Annotated in this window: 26 protein-coding genes; 17 read left to right on the top strand and 9 right to left on the bottom strand. The window is 46.1% G+C overall.

Features of this window, described 5'->3' with window-relative positions; genetic code table 11:
* Positions 1–205 precede the first annotated feature (205 nt).
* Entirely contained in the window at positions 206–643 is a 438-nt protein-coding gene (locus KY305_RS02795) for a DUF5392 family protein (RefSeq protein ID WP_223061258.1), read from the top strand.
* A 29-nt stretch (positions 644–672) separates the two neighbouring features.
* Here KY305_RS02795 and KY305_RS02790 read toward each other — a convergent pair whose 3' ends face one another.
* Both KY305_RS02790 and KY305_RS02785 read right to left on the bottom strand, forming a co-directional pair.
* Complete coding sequence (locus KY305_RS02790; RefSeq protein ID WP_223061257.1) at positions 673–1,125, bottom strand: DUF5362 family protein; 453 nt, start codon at positions 1,123–1,125, stop codon at positions 673–675.
* Positions 1,122–1,613 carry a GNAT family N-acetyltransferase gene (locus tag KY305_RS02785; protein WP_223061619.1) on the bottom strand — a complete coding sequence of 164 codons (492 nt, stop codon included), beginning with the start codon at positions 1,611–1,613 and terminating at the stop codon, positions 1,122–1,124. The genes KY305_RS02790 and KY305_RS02785 overlap by 4 nt, the downstream gene beginning before the upstream one ends.
* A gap of 138 nt (positions 1,614–1,751) precedes the next feature.
* Here KY305_RS02785 and spoIIQ point away from each other — a divergent pair, with 138 nt between their 5' ends.
* Both spoIIQ and KY305_RS02775 read left to right on the top strand, forming a co-directional pair.
* Positions 1,752–2,609, top strand: coding sequence for a stage II sporulation protein SpoIIQ (gene spoIIQ / locus KY305_RS02780; protein ID WP_214802237.1), 858 nt, complete (start codon positions 1,752–1,754; stop codon positions 2,607–2,609).
* Between the two features lie 110 nt (positions 2,610–2,719).
* Positions 2,720–3,148 carry a VanZ family protein gene (locus KY305_RS02775; RefSeq protein WP_223061256.1) on the top strand — a complete coding sequence of 143 codons (429 nt, stop codon included), beginning with the start codon at positions 2,720–2,722 and terminating at the stop codon, positions 3,146–3,148.
* Positions 3,149–3,173: 25 nt separating this feature from the next.
* On the opposite strand, the gene KY305_RS02770 is transcribed toward KY305_RS02775, so the two are convergent.
* On the bottom strand, positions 3,174–3,749 hold the full coding sequence (locus tag KY305_RS02770; RefSeq protein WP_223061255.1) for an undecaprenyl-diphosphatase: 576 nt from the start codon (positions 3,747–3,749) through the stop codon (positions 3,174–3,176).
* Between the two features lie 164 nt (positions 3,750–3,913).
* On the opposite strand from KY305_RS02770, the gene ftsW reads away from it, so the two are divergent.
* Positions 3,914–5,068, top strand: coding sequence for a putative lipid II flippase FtsW (gene ftsW, locus KY305_RS02765; RefSeq protein ID WP_223061254.1), 1,155 nt, complete (start codon positions 3,914–3,916; stop codon positions 5,066–5,068).
* Between the two features lie 52 nt (positions 5,069–5,120).
* On the opposite strand, the gene KY305_RS02760 is transcribed toward ftsW, so the two are convergent.
* Both KY305_RS02760 and KY305_RS02755 read right to left on the bottom strand, forming a co-directional pair.
* The gene (locus tag KY305_RS02760; protein WP_061522565.1) at positions 5,121–5,471 is read right to left on the bottom strand and encodes a P-II family nitrogen regulator; all 351 of its coding nucleotides are present in this window, start codon (positions 5,469–5,471) and stop codon (positions 5,121–5,123) included.
* Positions 5,472–5,488: 17 nt separating this feature from the next.
* A complete protein-coding gene (locus KY305_RS02755; protein WP_223061253.1) occupies positions 5,489–6,700 on the bottom strand; it encodes an ammonium transporter in 1,212 nt (403 codons plus the stop codon).
* A gap of 254 nt (positions 6,701–6,954) precedes the next feature.
* Between KY305_RS02755 and KY305_RS02750 the strand changes: the two genes are divergently transcribed.
* From KY305_RS02750 to KY305_RS02740, 3 genes are all read left to right on the top strand, one after another.
* Positions 6,955–7,521 carry an isochorismatase family protein gene (locus tag KY305_RS02750; protein WP_223061252.1) on the top strand — a complete coding sequence of 189 codons (567 nt, stop codon included), beginning with the start codon at positions 6,955–6,957 and terminating at the stop codon, positions 7,519–7,521.
* Complete coding sequence (locus KY305_RS02745; protein WP_223061251.1) at positions 7,518–8,882, top strand: MFS transporter; 1,365 nt, start codon at positions 7,518–7,520, stop codon at positions 8,880–8,882. The genes KY305_RS02750 and KY305_RS02745 overlap by 4 nt, the downstream gene beginning before the upstream one ends.
* Before the next feature lie 171 nt (positions 8,883–9,053).
* The gene (locus KY305_RS02740) at positions 9,054–10,514 is read left to right on the top strand and encodes an NCS1 family nucleobase:cation symporter-1 (RefSeq protein WP_223061250.1); all 1,461 of its coding nucleotides are present in this window, start codon (positions 9,054–9,056) and stop codon (positions 10,512–10,514) included.
* 36 nt (positions 10,515–10,550) lie between these two features.
* On the opposite strand, the gene KY305_RS02735 is transcribed toward KY305_RS02740, so the two are convergent.
* Together KY305_RS02735 and KY305_RS02730 are read right to left on the bottom strand one after the other, a co-directional pair.
* Positions 10,551–11,747: an MFS transporter gene (locus KY305_RS02735; RefSeq protein ID WP_223061249.1), complete on the bottom strand. Its 1,197-nt coding sequence runs from the start codon at positions 11,745–11,747 to the stop codon at positions 10,551–10,553.
* A 20-nt stretch (positions 11,748–11,767) separates the two neighbouring features.
* The gene (locus KY305_RS02730) at positions 11,768–12,184 is read right to left on the bottom strand and encodes a MarR family winged helix-turn-helix transcriptional regulator (RefSeq protein ID WP_223061248.1); all 417 of its coding nucleotides are present in this window, start codon (positions 12,182–12,184) and stop codon (positions 11,768–11,770) included.
* A 351-nt stretch (positions 12,185–12,535) separates the two neighbouring features.
* Between KY305_RS02730 and spoIIID the strand changes: the two genes are divergently transcribed.
* The 4 genes from spoIIID to KY305_RS02710 all read left to right on the top strand — a co-directional run bounded on the left by spoIIID (position 12,536) and on the right by KY305_RS02710 (position 15,806).
* Complete coding sequence (gene spoIIID, locus KY305_RS02725) at positions 12,536–12,817, top strand: sporulation transcriptional regulator SpoIIID (protein WP_003151236.1); 282 nt, start codon at positions 12,536–12,538, stop codon at positions 12,815–12,817.
* A gap of 178 nt (positions 12,818–12,995) precedes the next feature.
* A complete protein-coding gene (gene mbl / locus KY305_RS02720; RefSeq protein WP_061522570.1) occupies positions 12,996–13,997 on the top strand; it encodes a cell shape-determining protein Mbl in 1,002 nt (333 codons plus the stop codon).
* A 158-nt stretch (positions 13,998–14,155) separates the two neighbouring features.
* On the top strand, positions 14,156–14,953 hold the full coding sequence (locus tag KY305_RS02715) for a flagellar hook-basal body complex protein FlhO (RefSeq protein WP_223061247.1): 798 nt from the start codon (positions 14,156–14,158) through the stop codon (positions 14,951–14,953).
* A 28-nt stretch (positions 14,954–14,981) separates the two neighbouring features.
* Entirely contained in the window at positions 14,982–15,806 is an 825-nt protein-coding gene (locus KY305_RS02710) for a flagellar hook-basal body protein (RefSeq protein ID WP_223061618.1), read from the top strand.
* A gap of 18 nt (positions 15,807–15,824) precedes the next feature.
* Here the strand turns inward: KY305_RS02710 and KY305_RS02705 are convergent, their stop codons facing one another.
* On the bottom strand, positions 15,825–16,889 hold the full coding sequence (locus KY305_RS02705) for a response regulator aspartate phosphatase (RefSeq protein WP_223061246.1): 1,065 nt from the start codon (positions 16,887–16,889) through the stop codon (positions 15,825–15,827).
* A 196-nt stretch (positions 16,890–17,085) separates the two neighbouring features.
* On the opposite strand from KY305_RS02705, the gene fabZ reads away from it, so the two are divergent.
* A complete protein-coding gene (gene fabZ, locus KY305_RS02700) occupies positions 17,086–17,511 on the top strand; it encodes a 3-hydroxyacyl-ACP dehydratase FabZ (RefSeq protein WP_061522573.1) in 426 nt (141 codons plus the stop codon).
* 68 nt (positions 17,512–17,579) lie between these two features.
* Positions 17,580–17,981 carry a large conductance mechanosensitive channel protein MscL gene (gene mscL / locus KY305_RS02695; RefSeq protein WP_223061245.1) on the top strand — a complete coding sequence of 134 codons (402 nt, stop codon included), beginning with the start codon at positions 17,580–17,582 and terminating at the stop codon, positions 17,979–17,981.
* 44 nt (positions 17,982–18,025) lie between these two features.
* On the opposite strand, the gene KY305_RS02690 is transcribed toward mscL, so the two are convergent.
* Positions 18,026–18,436 carry a YwpF-like family protein gene (locus KY305_RS02690; RefSeq protein WP_223061244.1) on the bottom strand — a complete coding sequence of 137 codons (411 nt, stop codon included), beginning with the start codon at positions 18,434–18,436 and terminating at the stop codon, positions 18,026–18,028.
* Positions 18,437–18,606: 170 nt separating this feature from the next.
* On the opposite strand from KY305_RS02690, the gene KY305_RS02685 reads away from it, so the two are divergent.
* From KY305_RS02685 to KY305_RS02670, 4 genes are all read left to right on the top strand, one after another.
* Positions 18,607–18,960: a hypothetical protein gene (locus tag KY305_RS02685; protein ID WP_223061243.1), complete on the top strand. Its 354-nt coding sequence runs from the start codon at positions 18,607–18,609 to the stop codon at positions 18,958–18,960.
* A 96-nt stretch (positions 18,961–19,056) separates the two neighbouring features.
* On the top strand, positions 19,057–19,398 hold the full coding sequence (gene ssbB / locus KY305_RS02680; protein WP_223061242.1) for a single-stranded DNA-binding protein SsbB: 342 nt from the start codon (positions 19,057–19,059) through the stop codon (positions 19,396–19,398).
* A gap of 207 nt (positions 19,399–19,605) precedes the next feature.
* Entirely contained in the window at positions 19,606–20,388 is a 783-nt protein-coding gene (locus KY305_RS02675; RefSeq protein ID WP_223061241.1) for a transcriptional regulator GlcR, read from the top strand.
* Positions 20,385–21,242: a Cof-type HAD-IIB family hydrolase gene (locus KY305_RS02670; RefSeq protein ID WP_223061240.1), complete on the top strand. Its 858-nt coding sequence runs from the start codon at positions 20,385–20,387 to the stop codon at positions 21,240–21,242. The genes KY305_RS02675 and KY305_RS02670 overlap by 4 nt, the downstream gene beginning before the upstream one ends.
* Positions 21,243–21,346 lie beyond the last annotated feature (104 nt).

Below are 21,346 nucleotides of genomic sequence, written 5' to 3'. Positions count from 1 at the left end.
TATATCATATTTATCAAGACTGTGCCCATTAGTATTCCGTTAAGTGCAGCAATCTGATTCCCATTTCAAATTATAACATTGACATTTTGAAAGAATAAAGAGGCGAAGACAAAGATCAGTGCAGTTTTCTTTCAAAGGAAGTTCCAGCTGCGTTAAAATAAGCATATATGAAAAAGAAGACAAATGACAGCAAAGGGGAGAGGGTATGAAGCTTGAGCACGCAGAACATTTGCCGGGTTTTATCAAAAAAGAAATTCAAAAGATGCAAACTGTCATAGCGCCTCTGATGAAAAAAAGCGTCATTTACCGTTTCCTCGCATTCCCGCTCGCCGCTTTTTCTCTATTTCATTTGGCGTCGCTGCTGTTTCTGGCTCCTGCGGGCAGAGGAACTTTCATATCGGCCGGCATTTTTGCACTCTTGGCGGCATTGGGGCTGGCGTTTTTTAAAGAAGCCGGCTATCAGCATAAACAGATACAGAAAACGATCCGGCTCTACATGCTGAACAGGATAAGGAAGAGCGATATTTTGTCTGAAGAGCGGAAAAACGCATATACACGATTAATCGCCGAGGAGCCGTCTGCAATGAAGAGTTTTATTGAGTTTTTAACGGAAGAAGACCGGAAAAAAGAAATGCTGTATTAAAAAAGAGCTGATGCGGGATCAGCTCTTTTTTATTCAAACAACGGGTCGTTCTCGTAATAATAAGAATCCGGTGAATCAATGGCATCGGTGTTGTAATAAGCGGAAATTCCGATCATGACGAGGACAATGATCATTAAAATAAAACCGATAATTCCTACAGCAATGCTCGTCGCCGCGTAAAAAAACTGCATTTTGATAAATGAAGCGTAATAGTCGAGCATGTTTTCTTCAGCATCCTCCTCGAGGCCGTTCTGAAGACTGGCGGCCGCTTTTGCCGAGCGCAGCAGCATCACGCCTGAAATGATGAGCAGCACACCGGGGATGGCGCCGAGTACGGTAATTAAAGCTGTTAACGCGGAAAGGGCGCCGGCGATAATAAGAAGCACACCGGTAATCTTTCCCCACTTCGCAATGTCGGCGAGGGAACGGGCCTTTTTGCTCTGCTGTTGGCCTTCTTCTTTCTCCTTATCGATACTGATCATGATAGCTCTCTCCCTAAAATGTTCAAATCATATCGTTTTCCGTCCATTTCGGCAACACCCGGGAGCACTCCCCATTGAGTAAAACCGAATTTTTCAAACAGTTTAATGCTCGGCACATTATGCCCGAAAATAAACGCCATTATATTTCGAATGCCGATTTCAGAAGCGATGCGGAGCGCTTCTTGAAGAAGAAAGCTTCCTGCGCCTTTGCCCCGGCAATCCTCATGAAGATAGATGCTGATTTCAGCTGTTTTCTCGTAGGCGGGACGGCCGTAGAACGTTTCAAAGCTGATCCAGGCCGCCACTTTGCCGTTCTCATCTTCAGCGACAAACAGCGGGCGCTCGTCTGTATGCCGCAAAAACCAATCCATCCGGTCTTCAGTTGTCACTTCTTCGGTATCAGCCGTTACCATTCGTGAGGCAATCGTCGAGTTATATATAGCCACAACCGCATCTGCATCTTCCAATACGGCCCTGCGCAGGGTCAAATTCATTATATTCAAGCTCTCCCTTCAAATTCTTTTACATAATAAAAAAACATCTGCACATACTACTTCCAAAAAGTTTTTTTAAGATGTGTATATATTTTCAGAAAAGTGTTCAGAATGTTGCTGAGGTGATGAAACATGAGAGAGGAAGAAAAGAAAACTTCTCAAGTCAAAAAACTTCAGCGGTTCTTTCGCAAACGCTGGATATTCCCTGCAATTTACTTAGTCAGTGCGGCCGTCATTTTAACAGCTGTCCTTTGGTATCAATCCGTTTCAAACGATGTTAAGGACAATCTGACGAACAACGGCGGAAACTCCGCGTATGACAGCGGCAAAGACGATGCCGTCGAAGTAGGCAAGCCAATGGAAAATGTCGCAATGCCGGCTGCTCATTCTGAAAATGTGTCTGTTGTGAAAAAGTTTTATGAAACTGATGCCGCAAAAGAAGAAAAAGAAGCAGCACTCGTTAACTATAATAACACGTACAGCCTAAGTAAAGGAATTGACTTAGCTGAGAAAGACGGGAAAGCATTTGATGTTTCCGCTTCTCTGAGCGGTACGGTTGTCAAAGCTGCTAAAGATCCGGTGCTTGGATATGTGGTTGAGATTGAACATTCAGACGGTCTGTCCACCGTATATCAATCTCTTTCTGAAACCGGTGTCGAACAAGGCGACAAGGTCAAGCAAAATCAAGTCATTGGAAAATCAGGCAAAAACCTTTACAGTGAAGAAAGCGGCAATCACGTGCACTTTGAAATCCGTAAAGACGGCGTGGCCATGAACCCGCTGAATTTTATGGACAAACCGGTCACATCAATTGAAAAAGCCGCGGCTGAAGAGAAAAACGCTGTTACAGAAGAAACAGAAGGTTCCATTCAGCAGTCTTCCGAGAAAAAAGACGTTACGCCTGCAAAAGAAACTGAAGAAAAATCCGGTGATAAACAGGATGGTTCAAAAGACAAAACAGATCTAAAAGAAGACGGCTCATCGAAGTAATCGCGGCAATCTTCATGCAAAAGCGCCTATCAGCTCAGATAGGCGCTTTTCATCGCTTGTATGTGCCTTTATACTAATAGAAACTAATTTACAGGAAAAGGAGATGCTGAATGAATAAATGTCTGCTGGCGGGATGGCTGGTCTTTGTTTTCATTTCTGCACTGACTGAAAGCTTTCACGATATGGTAGTGTCGCAGACGGTGGTATTCCGCTTTACGCCGCACCCGGATGCAGCCGGCTTCTTTTCCTTTGATCTGGCAGAGCTGGCCATACCCGAAGCCGCGATTCAAAAGCTCGGGCACGCTTTTTCATTCTTTGTGCTGGCCTATTTGTTTTTCAGAGAGCGCAGGCGGGTGAAGCGGGCGGTGATCGGTGCGCTGGCCTTTGCCTTTTTAACTGAAATCGTCCAGCTGTATTTCGGCAGAAACGGATGTCTGCGTGATGTGCTGATTGACAGCGTCGGCATCGGCGCGTTCTATATCCTGTACGCGGCTGCAAGAAGAAAGCACTCTGTCTCTGATAAATATGAAAGCCGGTAGTCTATGACAGACACCGGCTTTTTTTCTATATATTATGGTTTGTTGATTTGTTCTTATGAACGACACTTTCATAGATTCGCACGATAAGATCGACAAGAGGGCGAAGCACATTTGAGAATCTGAACAGCAGGAATCCGACAATGATTGAAACAATGATGCTTCCGAGCACATCAATCGGATAGTGGTGGCCGACCCAAATTCTTGAGAATCCGGTCAAAAGGCCGAAAATCACAAGCGGCCAGCCGAGCTTTTTGTTGCGGAACAAAATCGCGATTGAGATGGCCAATGCACCTGTCGTATGGTCACTCGGGAATGAAGCGTCCGCGGCATGCGGAATCAGCGTATGAACCGTATGCTCGACGAAGGGGCGCTGCTCGAAATAGATTTTTGTGATGAGGTAGTTGACGATAAGCGCCGCAATGCCCGTGAAGCCCGCATATAAGGCGTTTTGTCTGCCTTTTGTGCTTCCGAACAGCCACATGGCAAGCAGGAAGAGGGCATAGGCATAAATCGAATATTCCGTAATAAATACCATAATCGAGTCGAGAATGGCGCTATGATGGGACAAACCATGGATTGCTTTAAATAGTTCGTAATTCACAGATATCACCTTTTATCATTATTTTATATGAACAGTGTAATGCTTTTTTCTATGAGACACAATTGGTATTAAAAATAATCATAAAAAAGTAAACATAATGAAACGAGTCTGTATTACTATGCGTCAAGTATGCGGGAAAAGAATAGCTGAAGGAGTTTTGTCCGTTGCTGAAACGTTTGAAAAACGCCGATCTGCTGCTGGTGTTCATTATAATGCTGCTTTGCGGATTCGGTTTGGTAATGGTGTACAGCGCCAGCGATATCATCGGGTCTCAGCGATACGGAGACCCAACCTATTTTTACCATAAACAGAGAGCTTCGTTACTGATTGGATTATGTTTATTTGTTTTCGCCGCCTGCCTGCCTTATAAGAAATATGCACGGATGGTGCCGCTGTTTGTTGTCGGGTCGCTGCTTTTATTGCTGCTCGTGTTAATACCGGGGATCGGGCTGGAGCGGAATTTTTCACGCAGATGGTTAGGTGCGGGTTCACTTGTCGTCCAGCCGTCTGAATTGGCTAAGATCGCCATGATTCTCTATTTCGCTGCGATTTATACGAAAAAGCAGCCTTATATTCATCAATTTTTTAAAGGCGTTTTGCCGCCTTTAATGATTTTAGGGACAGCTTTTCTGCTGACATTGGCAGAACCTGATTTAGGGACGGCTTCTTTAATATTGGCGGCTTGCGGGGCTATTTTATTGTGCGCAGGACTGAAAAAACGCCATCTGTTCGTGCTTGGCGCGACGGCGGTGTCAGGCGTCGTGTATCTCGCGTTTTCGGCTTCATACCGTGTGAAGCGGCTTGTTTCTTTTACAAATCCGTTCGCTGATCCGAATGGAGACGGCTACCAATTGATCCAATCCTATTTCGCCATTTCCGGCGGCGGATTCTTCGGAAGAGGGCTTGGGAACAGCGTAGAGAAAATGAACTTTCTGCCTGAGGCGCATACTGACTTTATTATGGCCGTGATTTCTGAGGAGCTGGGCATATTCGGTGTGCTGATCGTCCTCGGATTATACTTTGCGTTTATGCTTCTTGGCGTGAAAACGGCCGTCCGGGCGGCGGATCCATTCGGTAAACTACTTGCCATCGGCATCACGTTTCAATTAATGTTTCAAGTTGTACTGAACATGGGAGCGATGAGCGGGCTTCTCCCGGTAACGGGCGTACCGCTGCCGTTTATCAGCTACGGCGGTTCTTCATTAATTATGACGCTGTTTCTGTGCGGCATACTTGTCAACATCAGTACATATGCAAAAAAACAAACCGTGCGGCATAAGCGCCCGGTTTCTCAAGAAAAAAAGGTTTCTTCGTTCTGATGAAGCCCGAAAAAAACGCCCGGGACATTCAGTCTTCGGGCGTTTTTTATCATTATAAAGCTTGGGGGCCTTCTTCTCCGGTGCGGATATTAATCGTGTTTCCGATTTCGTAAACGAATATTTTCCCGTCACCGGGTTCTCCTGTTTTGAGAACTTTTTTCGCTGTTTCTATCACTTGATCGACGGGCACCTTGCTGACGACGATTTCCACTTTCAGACGCTCATATACATTGCTTTCGATTTTGACCCCGCGGTACAGCTCAGTGTGCGCTTTTTGGAGGCCGCAGCCGTGTACATTGGAGAAAGTCAGCGATGTGACTCCGATTTTACCCAATTCCTGCTTCAGTGTTTCAAACTTAGCCGGACGTGTAACGATTTCTACTTTAAACATTTGACCGCTCATCTAAGTCACTCCTCACCCTATAAGTCTTGATATGCTTTTTCCCCGTGCATGGTTAAATCAAGCCCAAGTGACTCTTCTTCTTCACTGGCGCGGAGGGGAATGAAAAGACCTACAATTTTAATGATAACGAAAGTGACAATAAATACAAATACATAAGTTGCCGCAATCGCTGCAATTTGTTTCCAAAGCAAGCCCGGATCACCGTAAAACAGCCCGTTTGCTCCCGCTTCATTGACGGATGTTGTGGCAAACAAACCGGTCGCGATGCCGCCCCATGTTCCGCCGATGCCGTGCAGACCGAAAGCGTCAAGCGCATCGTCATAACCGAATGTCTTCTTGAGCCAGTAGACGCCCCAGAAGCAGACAAGCCCGCCGATAAAACCGATCACGATAGAAGCAAACGGTGTGACGAACCCCGCAGCCGGTGTAATTGCGACAAGCCCCGCGATAGCACCCGATACAGCGCCCAGCATTGTCGGCTTTTTGTTAAGAATCCATTCGATGAAAATCCAGCCGATGATTCCGGCCGCAGCGGCGGTGTTTGTATTAATGAAGGCAAACATAGCCACGCTGTCAAGTGTCAGAGCACTGCCGACATTGAATCCGAACCAGCCGAACCAGATGAGCGCCCCGCCTAAGAAGGTGTAAATTAAGTTGTGTGGAGAAGCCGCCGTGCCGTCCTTGCGTTTTCCCAGCACAATCGCCAGCACAAGCCCCGCCACCCCGGAGGAAATGTGAACGACATTTCCGCCCGCGAAATCAAGCGCGCCCATTTCGCCGATCCAGCCGCCACCCCAGACCCAGTGCGCAACAGGTGTATAAACAAGTGATGCCCATAAAAAGGAAAATACGAGAAAAGCACCGAATCTCATACGCTCAGCAAACGCACCGGAAATAATCGCCGTCGTAAGCACTGCAAATGTCATTTGGAACATCATGAACAATGAATGCGGGATCGTGTCGCTGTAAGACCCGGGTTCAAAGCCGACTCCCTTCAGCCCGGCCCATTCAGTGCCGCCAAGCAGCGTATTGCCGGGCGCGAAGGCAAGCGAATATCCGTACAATACCCAAACGACGGATACGATGGCAAGAGAAGAAAAACTGTGCATCGCTGTGCTGAGCACATTTTTGCTTTTTACCATTCCGCCATAAAATAATGCCAGCCCGGGGGTCATCAGCCACACGAGTAAAGCACAAAAGAACATAAATACTGTATCGCCCATTTGCATGTCTTATTCCTCCGTCTCTTTCAGAATGAAAACAATTATTAATTCATTATTATAGAGAAAAAAGAACGATAAAACATTTTCGTGTCAGTTTTTCTAACATGATTTTTTGTGATATGTTATGCCGGCCATCCGATAGTGAAAAGCATGACTTTGTATCCATATAAACACAAGCTGAGCGCGCCGTGAGAAATCCTTTCTGAGAAAGAGTAAAATAAACGGCGTGAGAAACACTAACCGCATCAGGAGGAATGATTATGACCACATCACTGAATCTTCAATTTGAAAAAACGGCTTTAGTCGTGATTGATTTACAAAAAGGCATCGTGCCGATTGATAAGAGCGGCGCCGTTGTACCGAATGCGAAAAAATTAATTGATGTATTCCGGGAGAAGGGCGGATTCATCAGTTTTGTAAATGTGGCGTTTCATGACGGAGCGGACGCACTGAAGCCGCTGACGGATGAACCGGCGCAAAGCCGTACAGCACCCGCAGCTGATTGGGCGGAGTTTGTGCCTGAAATCGGAGTGAAAGAGAATGATTATACGGTAACAAAACGGCAATGGGGCGCGTTTTTCGGAACGGACTTAGATTTGCAGCTAAGAAGACGCGGAATTGACACGATTGTATTGTGCGGAATTGCGACAAACATCGGAGTGGAAAGCACGGCGCGAGAAGCTTTTCAGCTTGGGTATCATCAAGTATTCGTCACTGACGCGATGGCTTCACTCAGTGAAGAGCAGCATGAGGCGACACTCAAGTTTATCTTCCCGAAAATCGGCAGAAACCGGACGACGGAAGAATTTATCGCGCAAACAAAATGACGATCTCTAAAAAAAGCCGCGTCCTCTTTCTGACGGCAGTGGCTTCCGGGACGATGCTGAACCCGTTGAATTCGTCAATGATTTCTCTTGCGCTTCACAGTATTCAGCATCAGTTTCACTTGTCGTTTACCACGGTGTCCTGGCTGATTTCTTCATTTTACCTGGCGAGCGCGGTGGCGCAGCCTGTAACCGGAAAACTCGGGGATATGCTCGGCAGGAAAAAGCTGTTTCTGTTCGGATTACTTCTTGTCGCTGTCTCAGCCGTCGGAGCGCCGTTTGCGCCGACCTTCATGACCCTTCTGATCATGAGGCTGTTTCAATCCATCGGAAGCAGTGCGATTTATCCGTCGGGCGTAGGGTTGATCCGTTCGAACATTCGGGAGCGGCAGGCATCGGCATTAGCGGTACTGTCCATCTTCGCATCTGCCATGACGGCGCTTGGCCCGACCCTCGGCGGCTTTCTGATTGTGTGGGGAGGGTGGCCGGCAATCTTTTTCGTCAATCTGCCGTTTATCATTCTCAGCTTTTTTCTCGGCATGTATATGTTCCCGAAAGATGAGAAGCGCAAGACCGGCGGACTGAAAGCAATTCTCCGCGAGCTGGATACGGCAGGTATTCTGCTGTTTGCCGGCGCGATTATACTCCTCTTGTCTTTTTTGCTGTCCTTCAGTACCAAACCGCATTATATAGAGGGTGTATTCGGGCTCTTGTTTGTCGGGCTGTTTATCTGGCGCGAGTTAAAGACGGAAAAGCCGTTTATCGATGTCAGGCTGTTTAAAACGCATCGAAAGCTCTCGTCGGTGTACATCCAGTTTATTTTGCTGAATATCTTTTTTTACTGTATCTTTTTCGGGCTTCCGAGCTATTTTCAGGATGAAATGCATTTATCGGTTCAGACGAGCGGTTTAATTATGCTGTTTATGTCAGGGATGAGCATTGTGGTATCGCCTCTGACGGGAAAATGGATAGATAAAAAGGGTCTCCTTCAGCCGATTGTCGCCGGAACGTGTCTGACGGCCGCAGGAGCAGTGCTGTTAACCTTCTTTTTTCTTCAAGCGCCCATGATAGGAAAGGGTCTGATCCTGTCTGTATTAGGGGTCGGCTACGGATTCGGAAACGTGACATTTCAAGCGGCTATGCTGAAAACAAGCCCTTCCGATATGGTTGGGACAACGTCCGGTTTGTTTCAAACCTGCCGTTATTTAGGGTCGATTTTGTCATCTGTCATATTAGGCATCCTTTTTGGAAAAGAAATTACCGCAGGCCATTTTCATATGCTCGGCACAATCCTGATCATTGTCGGAGTCTTAAGCCTGCTCATGGCATTCCGGTTTTCGGTATTGCTGAAAAAGGCGTCATAAAACAATGTATATTTTATGAAAGAGGCGGACGCGGTCTGTCTCTTTTTTTATGTGTAATGTGTTCAAATATAAAAACAAAGATTGTAGACAACGCCCAATGCTATTGGCTGAATTTTCCGATATATTATGTAACATGTGATGTGAGAAATTCGTACATATAGGAGGGAGAAGATGAAGAAGCCAAAGCAGGTTTACAGTCGGCTGAGCAATGAAGATTTGCTGCCTTTAGAAGACGGAAAACGGACGTGGAAAGCAGTGAATTTTGCGTCCATTTGGATGGGCTGCATTCATAACATCCCGACCTATGCGACGGTGGGCGGGCTGATTGCGATCGGTCTTTCACCATGGCAGGTTCTCGCCATTATTGTGACAGCTTCGCTCATATTATTCGGCGCTCTTGCCTTAAACGGGCATGCAGGCACAAAATACGGGCTCCCGTTCCCGGTGATTATCAGAGCGTCTTACGGAATATATGGTGCGAACATTCCGGCGCTTCTCAGGGCGTTTACGGCGATTATGTGGCTCGGAATTCAAACCTTTGCAGGAAGCACCGCTTTACACATTTTACTGTTGAATCTTTGGCCTGGCTGGGGAAGCATCGGCGGCGGGTGGAATATTTTAGGCTTGCACCTTTCTGGCCTGCTTTCTTTCATTTTCTTTTGGGGCATTCATCTTCTTGTGCTTCGGCATGGGATGGAATCAATCAGAAAGTTTGAGGTTTGGGCAGGACCGCTCGTTTATCTTGTTTTCGGCGGCATGGTCTGGTGGGCCATTGATATCGCCGGCGGGCTCGGTCCGATTTATTCTCAGCCGGGAAAATTCCATACGTTTTCAGAAACATTCTGGCCGTTTGCGGCGGGAGTGACGGGGATCATCGGCATATGGGCGACGTTGATACTGAACATTCCCGATTTCACCCGGTTCGCAGCGTCACAGAAAGAACAAATCCGGGGCCAGTTTTACGGGCTGCCGGGAACTTTCGCCCTGTTTGCCTTTGCAAGCATTACGGTGACGTCGGGATCACAAGTCGCTTTCGGAAAACCGATTTGGGATGTCGTCGAGATTTTGGCCGAGTTTGATAATCCTTTCGTCATCGCTCTTTCGGTCATTACGCTCTGCATCGCCACCATCTCGGTGAATGTGGCGGCGAACATCGTTTCTCCGGCATATGACTTGGCGAATGCTCTGCCGAAATACATTACATTTCGGCGGGGCGGGTATTTGACGGCCATTCTCGCTTTGTTTACAATCCCGTGGAAGCTGATGGAGAGTGCCACGAATGTGTATGCGTTTCTCGGCTTAATCGGCGGTATGCTCGGCCCTGTAGCCGGTGTGATGATGGCTGATTATTTTATCATCAGAAAAAGACAGCTCGCTGTAGAAGACCTCTATTCAGAAACAGGACGCTACAGTTATTACAAAGGCTACAACTACCGGGCATTTGCCGCAACTTTGATCGGCGCGTTTTTATCCTTAATCGGAATGTACGTGCCCTCGTTCAGCAGGATTTACGACATGTCGTGGTTTGCGGGTGTACTGGCAGCATTTTTAAGCTACACGGCACTCATGTACCTTCACCCGCCTTATACACAGGCAGTGAAAGAAATGGTAAGGGAGAGTGCTGCTGAATAAAAAGAAGCCGGGCGCAGCACCCGGCTTCTTGTCATGTCAGTCTGCAATTGAGACGTTTCCGTCCGCTTCGAGCGGCGCTCTTTTTTTCTGGCTCCAGCCATACAGGAGCAAAGCGATCAGAACGATCAGCCCCGCTGCCAGATAAATCGCATGGAACCCTGCGGAAGCGACGAAGAGGCCGAATACATAAGATCCGCCAGCAATTCCGCTGTCAAAGAAGGTGAAGAATGTCGCCGTCGCAAAGCCGGAACGGTGGCCTGGTGAATTTTGAATCGCCAGCGTCTGCATACACGGCACAATCGATCCGTAGCCAAGACCGATCACGGCTCCTGATAAGAGAAGCATAAAGGCGCTGTTTGTCATAGACAGCAGGCACAGGCCTGCGGAGAACACGATAATCGACGGATAGATGACGATTCCCGGTCCGACCTTGTCAAACAGCTTCCCTGTGAAAGGACGGGCCGCCATCATCGTCACCGCGAAACAAACGAAGAAATAACCGCTGACATCCAATAGATGAATCGTTTTTGCATAAACGGATAAATAAGACGTCACGCTTGAATAACAAAAAGAAATCGATAATCCGACAATCGCAATTTTCAGCGCGCCTTTTTCAAACATATCGGAGAAAGAGAACCGGAACACAGTCGTTCCGCTGTCATTTTTGCCCGGAATCTTAATCATTAAAGCGATCAGCAAGCCTAAAGAAACAAAAACGGCAAAAATCGTAAAGAATACGGGGAACGAAATCACCTTAACAAGACTCAAACCGAGAAACGGGCCAATCGCCATGGCCAGGTTCATAGACATCGCGAAATATCCGAGCCCCTCTCCGCGCCGTTTGACGGGAATGATGTCGGCGGCAATCGCCCCGGTTACCGTCGTTAAAATGCTGAACCAGATGCCCTGGAAAAAGCGCAGTCCGAGCAGCAGATAAAAGTTGTGGATCGGCAAATACAGAAAAGAAGATAAGGCAAACACAGCCAGTGACACAATCGTCATTCTTTTTTTTCCGAACCGTTCGATAATCGCCCCGGAAAAAGGCCGGGTAATAATAGCGGATAATAGGAAAAGGCTGATCAAAAGCCCTCCTTGTGATTCACTGCCGCCCAGCTCCTGAATCATATAAATAGGCAGCACGGCTAAAAACGTATAAAAGAACACAAATACAAATAAATTTACGAGCACGACCATAATAAAATCTTTGGTCCAAATCGAGTCAGATTTATTCAAAAGTACAGCACTTCCCTTTCTTAACACTTATTTAAAAACACATTCAGGAACTCAGAAAAAGCTTCCTTATCCCCGTCTTGGAAATCCGCAAGCATGTCTTTCTCGAACTTCAGCATCTCTTTATTGATGCCATCGTATTTCAATTCAGCTTCCTTAGTCAGGACCACGAGCTTCTCCCGCTTGTCTTCTCCTTGTTCCCGCTGAACCCAGCCGTTTTCTTCAAGGCGCTTGATCGTTCTTGTAACGGTTGGCGCCTCCACGTTTAAATAGGACCAGATCTCTTTTTGGGTCATTGGTCCGATCGTTTTTAAGCAATATAGAATCGACCATTGAGAGGAGTACAAGCCGAATGGCTCCAGCCGTTCATTGGCTTTTTTGGTGATCAGGCGGGCGCATTGATTGATTTGATGAATGAGGCGTCTGTTGACGTGGGTCATTTCCGTTCTCCTTCTGAAAAACTTACCTAAGTAACTAATTTCATTGTTTCATTCTACAGGAGGAGCGCGAAGATGTAAAGACCATCCGCGGGAAATTGGTTTCGTCCCTTGAGTAAACAGAAAATTGTGTTTCACCCCTTGTCCTCATTGAGTTTTTAGCATATTCCCAATTGAATGCTAATACACTGTTACAAACCTATCAAAGAGAGTGTTTGAGGTGAGGGATCGTGGGCATATTTCAAAAACCTACTTATATAATCGGACAACGAAGAAGCGACATCATCAGTGAATCTTTACAGAATACGGATCTCATTTCACACTTCTCACATCCAACTGGGGAGGTCGAGTGGTGTGCACGATTACATCAAAGAGCGAACAATCAAGATTGGAAAGTATATCGTGGAGACGAAAAAAACTGTTCGTGTCATTGCGAAGGAGTTTGGTGTTTCCAAAAGTACCGTACACAAGGATTTAACAGAGCGCCTGCCTGAAATCAATCCTGACTTGGCAAATGAAGTGAAAGAAATACTCGATTATCATAAATCCATCCGGCATTTAAGAGGGGGAGAGGCGACCAAATTAAAGTACAAAAAGGATGAAATTCTCGAAGGGGAGCCCGTTCAGCAGCCGTAATGTCTGACGTCTTTCTGCCCGTTTTATCTTCCCGGCATTTTTTCACGAATATCCGCAAAATTTTGTAAAGAACTTATAGAGAACAGGAGCTTTTTTTTGATAAATTATGATAATATATATAATTAGGGCACAATGTGGATATTTACTGTGAAACAGATGTCAAGGAGGATATAAATAGATGTTTGCAAGGGATATTGGAATTGACCTCGGTACTGCAAATGTACTGATCCATGTAAAAGGTAAAGGAATTGTTCTTAATGAGCCGTCCGTTGTGGCGCTTGATAAAAACAGCGGAAAAGTGCTGGCTGTCGGCGAAGAAGCCAGACGAATGGTTGGACGTACACCTGGGAATATTGTTGCGATTCGCCCGCTGAAAGACGGAGTAATCGCAGACTTTGAAGTAACAGAAGCCATGCTGAAGCACTTCATTAACAAACTGAATGTAAAGGGCCTTTTCTCAAAACCGCGCATGCTGATCTGCTGCCCGACGAATATTACGTCCGTTGAGCAAAAAGCGATTAAAGAAGCAGCTGAAAAAAGCGGCGGAAAGCATGTGTACCTTGAAGAAGAACCGAAAGTTGCCGCTATCGGCGCGGGTATGGAAATATTTCAGCCAAGCGGTAACATGGTTGTAGACATCGGAGGCGGTACGACTGATATCGCAGTTATTTCAATGGGCGATATTGTCACCTCCTCTTCTATTAAAATGGCTGGGGATAAGTTTGACATGGAAATCTTAAATTATATCAAACGCGAGTACAAGCTGCTGATCGGCGAACGTACCGCTGAAGATATTAAGGTGAAGGTCGCAACGGTTTTCCCAGACGCACGTCATGAAGAAATCACCATTCGCGGCCGGGATATGGTATCCGGTCTGCCAAGAACGATTACGGTCAACAGTAAAGAAGTCGAGGAAGCCCTTCGTGAATCAGTCGCTGTCATTGTGCAGGCAGCCAAGCAAGTCCTTGAAAGAACACCGCCTGAGCTGTCCGCTGACATTATCGACCGCGGCGTCATTATTACCGGCGGCGGAGCGCTGTTAAACGGCCTTGACCAGCTGCTCGCTGAAGAACTGAGGGTTCCGGTGCTTGTCGCTGAAAACCCGATGGACTGTGTTGCGATCGGAACCGGTGTTATGCTTGATAACATGGACAAGCTTCCAAAACGCAAACTGAGCTGATCATAAAACCTCATTCTGAAAAAGAATGGGGTTTTTTTCGTAAAACCCTTCAAGAACAGATCGGAAAAACCGATATTATAGTAAAATGCTGACTTTCATTATAGAACAAATGTTCCGATAAAACAACTGGAAAAAATGCTATTTTAGAGGTGGAAAACTTGTTAAAAGGATTATATACCGCAACGTCCGCAATGATTACACAGCAGAGAAGAACGGAGATGCTGTCGAATAACATCGCCAACACAAATACGTCAGGCTACAAGGAAGATCAAGGCTCCATCCGCGCTTTTCCCGAGATGCTTTTGAGCAGAATTGAAGGCGACAAAAAAACGAAGATCGGTTCTGTTAATACCGGTGTTTATATGCAGGAGCTGAAACCGCTGTTTACACAGGGGAGCCTGAAAACGACCGATCAGCCGACGGATATCGCGCTTGTGGAAAACCAGGTTCCGAAGAATGCACAAACAAATGAAAACGCTGAGCTGTTTTACCCCGTTCAAACGGCATCCGGCGTACGTTATTCAAAAAGCAGCACGTTCTCATTAAATGAAAACAATCAGCTTACGATTAACGGAAACCTTGTTTTATCAACAACGGGACAGCCCATCACGGTCGATAACGAAAAGTTTGCCGTTTCAGAAAACGGGACGGTTACAACAAACGGACGTACGGCGGGACGGATTGACATCAGAATGGAAGAGGACGTGCGCAATCTGAAAAGGGACGGCAATGACTTATACAGTACGGCCGACGGCGCTGATCTGCCGAGCGCAGCAGCAAACCCGCAAGTGTCCTATTCATTAAAACAAGGCGTCTCAGAGCTTTCCAACGTAGATGTGACAAGCACGTATACAGACATGACGGAAGCGTACAGATCCTTTGAAGCCAATCAGAAAGTCATTCAGGCGTACGATAAAAGCATGGATAAAGCCGCTAATGAAATCGGGAAAGTGTAAGTAAGAAAATGGGGGACATTCAATTATGATGCTCAGATCAATGCTGACGGCTTCAACAGCGCTGAATCAGCTTCAGCAGCAGATGGATACAGTCAGCAGCAACCTTTCAAACAGTGATACGACAGGGTATAAAGCGAGGGATTCCCGCTTTTCCGAGCTTGTCAGGCAGCAATTTGACCAGATAGATGACAAAAATGAGAATACGGCAAAAGCACGGAAAACACCGCCCGGCCTGCGTCTCGGCGTCGGAGCGGCTATGACGCCACGGATGGACTCAGGACAGGGAAGCGTTAAAAAAACCGACCGTGACCTTGATATCGCATTTACATCTCCATATCAATACCTTCAAGTAGATGCGGGCGGACAGCGGCAATATACAAGAGACGGCTCACTTTATTTAAAGCCGGCTGCTGGAAATGATCGTCTTCTTCAGCTTATGACGGCGGGCGGCAATCCCATCCTCGATGAGAATGGAAAGGCCATCCGAATCGACAGTTCATTGAACCAGCTGAAGATCAGCAAAAACGGAACGCTGACGGCTTCTGACGGGAAAACGGGCGGGCGGTCTCAGTCCTTTAATCTCGGTGTCGTCAACGTCAATAATCCTCAGGAGCTTCATGCAGAAGGAGACAATCTGTTTTCTCTGAACGGCAATCAGGCTGCAGCGCTTGAAGAGCTTACCGGAGCGAACCGGCAGGCGATCAGCATTGAGCAGGGAGCGCTTGAAAATTCAAATGTCGATATGTCGAAAGAAATGACAGACTTAATTGTATCCCAGCGTTCCTATCAGCTAAACAGCCGGACGATTACCATGGGAGACCAAATGCTTGGATTAATAAACTCAGTCAGATAAGAAGAAGGGGCGTTTTGATCAGCCGCGCATGATAAAAAATGCGGCTTTCTCAAAATCGCCCTTCTTTTTGTAGTATTCCGTAATGTCCTCCAGCAGCACCTCTAAATCCACCCAAGCCTCAATCTTTTCCAGCTCCAGCACGAGCTTTTGCAATTTGTCGTAAGGGTCTTGCTGAGATGTGTAAAGCGTTTCAAGCGTGACCAGCTTCAGCTTCATGATCCTGCTTTGCACCCTTTCAGAAATATCTAACCCCTTTTGCAGCACGGCATGTCCTTCAGCAGATGAACCGGTTTTAAAAAATGATCTGACCGCTTCGTATACACATTGAAGATAGGAAACGGGTGATTCCTCTTCGAAGCGCTGATTTTCCAACACCTTTTTGTAGCAGCGGAGCGCCTCTTTATCTTTTTTCTCGGTGGTTTTCAAGAAACCTAAATTATAATAAGCATGGCACAGCAGGTTATTGTCATTGATCTGGGCTGTTTTTTTTATGGAATCATTGAAGAGCTGTTCTGCCTCTTCATAGCGCGCCTCGTCAATGTAATTGACGGCGAGCAGCAGCTGGCAGCTGAGGACTTTTTTGATGTATCCGAATTGATTTTGATAGATCTTTAAGGCTTTCGTGACATATTGAATAGAAAGCGGAGGTGACTTCATCATATAATAAGCGCCGGCGGTTTTATAATAAAATTCAGCGGCTTCAAACCGATCGTTAATGGCCGGCAGATGCTGTTCAGCTTCCTTAAAGCGGCAAACCGCACGATTCGGAGCGGCATTCACCATATCGAATAGCCCTTTGAAAAAATAGAAATAATAAGTTAATTCGCGATCCATTTCATCCTTGTGCGCCTTCAGCTCACTGAAAAGCGCCTCGAGGCCGTCTTTTTTCTCAAACAGCAGCTGAAAACGTGAGAAAAACAGCCGGTACCTGATCCAAAGCTTTGTATTCTTTTTCATTTTGTGAAGATGCTGATTAATTTTTTCTTGAAGGGAGCAGGCAAGATCGAATTGGCGCCTTCCCATGGCTGTATACCATTCATTCAGCATCGTCAGCATACGTTTGTCAGTAAACTTAGCAATCATCTTCTAACCTCTTTGCATATGGTAAAAATCTTTTATTTATCATAACACATTAATGGACGAGGCTCATTGCCAGCTGGTTACAGTTTCAGCTTCAGTTGAAAAAGAAATTGATTCATAATATACTTCCAAATGTACAGATTGGTTTTTACGTATACCTTCTATACATACTATTGTCGATGAAGGAGATGTCAAGAAAATGCTTGATACTCAGCAAATTAAAGAAATAATTCCCCATCGCTACCCATTTCTGCTCGTAGACAGAATTACAGAAGTGGAGGAAGGCAAACGGGCGGCGGGATATAAAAACGTAACGGCCAATGAAGAGTTTTTTAACGGCCATTTCCCTGAATATCCGGTCATGCCGGGTGTATTAATCGTTGAGGCTTTGGCTCAGGTCGGAGCGGTGACAATGCTGATAAAAGAAGAAAACAGGGGCAGACTGGCGTTTTTCGCGGGAATTGATAACTGCCGTTTCAAAAAGCAGGTAAAGCCGGGTGACAAGCTTGAACTTGAAGTTGATATCATTCGCGCACGCGGTACGATCGGACGCGGAAAAGGCGTTGCCAAAGTTGACGGCGAAGTGGTTTGCGAAGCTGAATTAACCTTTGCGCTTGGTGAATAAGCAGGACTGAAAAACAAACACATGGGCTGTTTGAAAGCCCATTTTGTGTGCAGAAAGGGGTGAATAGGATGTGGTCAGAATTTAAAAGCTTTGCGATGCGCGGAAATATCATGGATCTGGCAATCGGTGTCGTCATCGGCGGCGCTTTCGGCAAGATTGTCACATCGCTCGTTGAGGATATCATTATGCCGCTTGTCGGTCTGCTCCTTGGCGGCCTAGATTTTTCAGGGCTTGCAGTGACATTCGGTGATGCCCACGTTAAATACGGGAGCTTCATTCAAACGATCGTCAACTTCTTCATTATTTCATTTTCTATTTTTATCGTGATTCGGACATTAGGCAAGCTGAGACGTAAAAAAGAAGCTGAAGAAGAAGCGGAGGAAGCCGAAGAAGCAGATCAGCAGACAGAGCTGCTAACCGAGATCAGAGATTTACTTAAACAGCAGGCACATGACAACGGAAGAGGATAGCACAAAAAAAGGCTGGATGATCGACGTCCGGCCTTTTGCTGTCTTTATAATTTTTGTTTAAACGCTTCAATTAAGCGGCTGCCTGTGTAGCCCTCTTTCACGAGCGACTCCAAAATGCTTTCCGATCCCGGATGATTTCTTGACACCATTTGACCGTAAATTAAGACTGAAATGCTTCTTTCCAGTTCGACGATGTTTTTTATGCTTCCCGTCAGCTGAGCGGGCCGGTTGCTCTTTTTCGTAATGGTGACAAACACTTTCGCTTCTTTTTTGCTTTGCATAAGCATTTGAAAAAAGGAAATGTGCTCGGTCGGGACAAGAGCTTCGATTAACCAGTGGTTTTCACCGTCTTCTTTATTAATAATCAGTCCGTCTATAAGGGGAAACTGCTCGATCGGCTGATCTTCTTTATCTAATCGTTCCACATTCAGATCAACCAGTTTAAAGGTTTTCATCTTTTTTTCACCCCTGTTGTCCATGGATTTCGTTCATTTATTATAACACATATCATTTTTTCGGAAAAATCCTGCAAAACATGCCTCTTCTTCTTTTGTAGCTGTTGCACATTTAATCATTTCTATTTTTTCATTATAATGTAAAAGAATATTGTCATGGAGAGATGCTTATGAACCAATTGCGCCTGAAGGAAATCTATATAGAAGGGTACTCACGCCGGGAACACGATAAGACGTACTTAGTATGCAAAAAGGAAGATTGTGAGGTGCATCTTAACAGAAAGGGGAATGTCGTATTTTTATATGAAACAAAGGACCGCATGGAACAGTATAAAATTCAGCTTTCACTGCCTGAAAAAAAGCTGAGTTTTCACTGGTTCGCATGGGACGGCGGAAGGTTTGTCCGCATGAGTGAGAATGACTGGTTCAGAACGAAATTATTCTCGCGATTTCTGAAAAATACATATTACATAGGCGGAAAAAAGCAGAAATTTTTTTTGTCAGAAAGAAAAGCGAAAACATAAGAACGGTCCAAGCAGAAAACACCATTTTCCGCTTTTTTCTTTTGGAAAGACATGTTCTACAATAGAGCCAGCCTCGAAAGGAGAGGAGGATACGGCTTGTTTAATCATGTAATGCTGGCCGGCCGGCTGACTAAAGATCCTGAGCTGCGTTTTACATCGGCCGGCACGGCTGTCGTCCATATTACATTGGCGGTAAGCCGCAGTTTTAAAAGCGCGTCAGGAGAAAAGGAAGCAGACTTCGTCAACTGCACCCTCTGGAGAAAGACAGCAGAAAACACCGCGCTTTATTGTCAAAAAGGGTCAATAGTCGGCGTAAGCGGCAGAATACAGACGAGAAGTTATGAAAAAGCAGACGGCGTGAAAGTTTACGTAACTGAGGTAATGGCTGATACCGTTCGTTTTATGGATCAAAAACCAAGGGAACCGCTTGCTGAGTAACTTGCTTTTCCTCTCTTTTTCCGCCTTAACGGCGGACCCCGCAATACCCCCTCGCATTCGCCAGTCGAAAGACTGGTTTTTTTAAATTTGGACTAAAAAATGGTTATAAAGAAGCAATTTCACTTAATAACACTTAATTTTATTGATTATTTTTAGCTAAAAACTTATAATTACTTACAGATAAGTGAAGGAAAAAGGAATGAGGACGTGTACCAAGAAGAAAGACTGATTGCGATTATGGATTATTTGAAACAGCATCAGCGAATTACGGCAGAACAAATTTGTTCGCTGCTCCGCATTTCAAGAGACACGGCCAGACGGGATCTGGTGAAGCTGGAAGAGCAGCAGGCCATTATCAGGACACGGGGCGGCGCCATACTGCCGGCCAAGCATCAGGAAATACAAGGCTATTCAGGGCGGCTGAAAACCGTTTCTGAAGAAAAAAATAAAATCGGCAAGCTGGCCGCATCGTTAATCCATGAAGGCGACCGGATCATACTGGATACGTCGACAACCGTTCAGGCTTGCGCCGAGCATTTAAATGTCACCGATTGTCTTGTTATTACAAATTCGATCAATCAAGCGGAAATCCTCTCTGCAAAAGAGGGAATAGACATTCATTTGCTTGGCGGCAAACTGCAAAAGGAACACCGGTTTTTATACGGCGCTTCCGTCGTGGAAAAATTGGGGGATTATCACGCCGATAAAGTGCTGATTGGCGTTGTCGGCATTTCAGAGCACGGGCTTACCATTCCGCATGAAGAGGACGGCATGGTCAAGCGGAAAATGATCCGGCAGGCGAAACAGGTGATCGCTTTAAGTGATCATTCCAAGCTTGGCCGTACGAGTTTTTACCAATATGCATCATTAAGCGAAATTGACCTGCTGATTACGGATCGGCTGCCTGATCAGGATTTTTGCGATTTGCTCAACCGGCACGGCGTAGAATTGCTTGTAACTGATTCTGAAGAAGAGGATGAGGACATGTGAAACTGATTGCCATTGATTTGGACGGCACACTGCTGAACAGCAGGCACCAAGTGAGCACTGAAAACGAGCAGGTTTTAAAAGAAGCACAGCAAACAGGGATCGAAATTGTCGTTTCAACCGGTCGCGCCCATTTTGACGTTTTGTCCATATTTGAACCGCTCGGAATAAAAACGTGGGTCATCAGCGCAAACGGGGCCGCTATCCATGCCCCTGACGGAAGCCTGTACCACTGTGAAACGATTCAAACGTCAAGAGCCCGTGATATTTTGTCTTGGCTTGAAAACGAGGGATATTACTATGAGGTATTTACGAATCAGGCCATCTATACGCCTGAAACAGGGCGGCAGCTGCTTGATATCGAGATTGACCGGGTGAAAAGCGCCAATCCTGATACTGATCTTTCCGTTTTGCAGCAGGCGGCAGAGGTGCAATACAGCCAGTCCGGTTTTGCTTACATTCAATCATACCGGGAGCTGTTTGAGACAAAAGAACATCTGGACTTCTACAATATCCTTGGTTTTTCATTTGACGAAAAGAAGCTGAAAGCGGGATGGGACCGATTCCGGGATCAAGAGGACCTGACTTTGGTCAGTTCAGCAGACCACAATTTTGAGCTGTCCGCCCGGAATGCTTCTAAAGGGCAGGCGCTCAAACGGCTGGCAAAAAGGCTCGGCATACCGATGGCTGAAACAGCAGCAGTCGGTGACAGCTTAAATGATTATTCAATGCTTCAGGCTGCCGGAAAAGGGGTGGCGATGGGAAACGCGCGGGAAGATATTAAAGAAATCGCTGACGCCGTCACATTGACAAATGACCAAAACGGCATCGCGTATATGATAAAGAATTTACTGTAACAGGTTTGGCTATACTGTTCATGACTGGCGTGACGCATTCATGGCAAATGCGGCGTAACAGTAAGGACGTATAAAAGGCCGGCTCTCAATTAGGAGAGCCGGCC

The sequence above is a fragment of the Bacillus sp. YC2 genome (assembly GCF_019891195.1).
GTDB lineage: Bacteria > Bacillota > Bacilli > Bacillales > Bacillaceae > Bacillus.
This window is presented reverse-complemented; position numbering and strand designations above follow the sequence as displayed.

Coding starts and splice junctions, on each gene's coding strand:
- KY305_RS02795 (WP_223061258.1), top strand. CDS start 206: ATGAAGCTTGAGCACGCAGAACATTTGCCGGGTTTTATCAAAAAAGAA.
- KY305_RS02790 (WP_223061257.1), bottom strand. CDS start 1,125: ATGATCAGTATCGATAAGGAGAAAGAAGAAGGCCAACAGCAGAGCAAA.
- spoIIQ (WP_214802237.1), top strand. CDS start 1,752: ATGAGAGAGGAAGAAAAGAAAACTTCTCAAGTCAAAAAACTTCAGCGG.
- KY305_RS02775 (WP_223061256.1), top strand. CDS start 2,720: ATGAATAAATGTCTGCTGGCGGGATGGCTGGTCTTTGTTTTCATTTCT.
- KY305_RS02760 (WP_061522565.1), bottom strand. CDS start 5,471: ATGAGCGGTCAAATGTTTAAAGTAGAAATCGTTACACGTCCGGCTAAG.
- KY305_RS02755 (WP_223061253.1), bottom strand. CDS start 6,700: ATGCAAATGGGCGATACAGTATTTATGTTCTTTTGTGCTTTACTCGTG.
- KY305_RS02750 (WP_223061252.1), top strand. CDS start 6,955: ATGACCACATCACTGAATCTTCAATTTGAAAAAACGGCTTTAGTCGTG.
- KY305_RS02745 (WP_223061251.1), top strand. CDS start 7,518: ATGACGATCTCTAAAAAAAGCCGCGTCCTCTTTCTGACGGCAGTGGCT.
- KY305_RS02740 (WP_223061250.1), top strand. CDS start 9,054: ATGAAGAAGCCAAAGCAGGTTTACAGTCGGCTGAGCAATGAAGATTTG.
- KY305_RS02730 (WP_223061248.1), bottom strand. CDS start 12,184: ATGACCCACGTCAACAGACGCCTCATTCATCAAATCAATCAATGCGCC.
- mbl (WP_061522570.1), top strand. CDS start 12,996: ATGTTTGCAAGGGATATTGGAATTGACCTCGGTACTGCAAATGTACTG.
- KY305_RS02710 (WP_223061618.1), top strand. CDS start 14,982: ATGCTCAGATCAATGCTGACGGCTTCAACAGCGCTGAATCAGCTTCAG.
- KY305_RS02705 (WP_223061246.1), bottom strand. CDS start 16,889: ATGATTGCTAAGTTTACTGACAAACGTATGCTGACGATGCTGAATGAA.
- fabZ (WP_061522573.1), top strand. CDS start 17,086: ATGCTTGATACTCAGCAAATTAAAGAAATAATTCCCCATCGCTACCCA.
- mscL (WP_223061245.1), top strand. CDS start 17,580: ATGTGGTCAGAATTTAAAAGCTTTGCGATGCGCGGAAATATCATGGAT.
- KY305_RS02690 (WP_223061244.1), bottom strand. CDS start 18,436: ATGAAAACCTTTAAACTGGTTGATCTGAATGTGGAACGATTAGATAAA.
- KY305_RS02685 (WP_223061243.1), top strand. CDS start 18,607: ATGAACCAATTGCGCCTGAAGGAAATCTATATAGAAGGGTACTCACGC.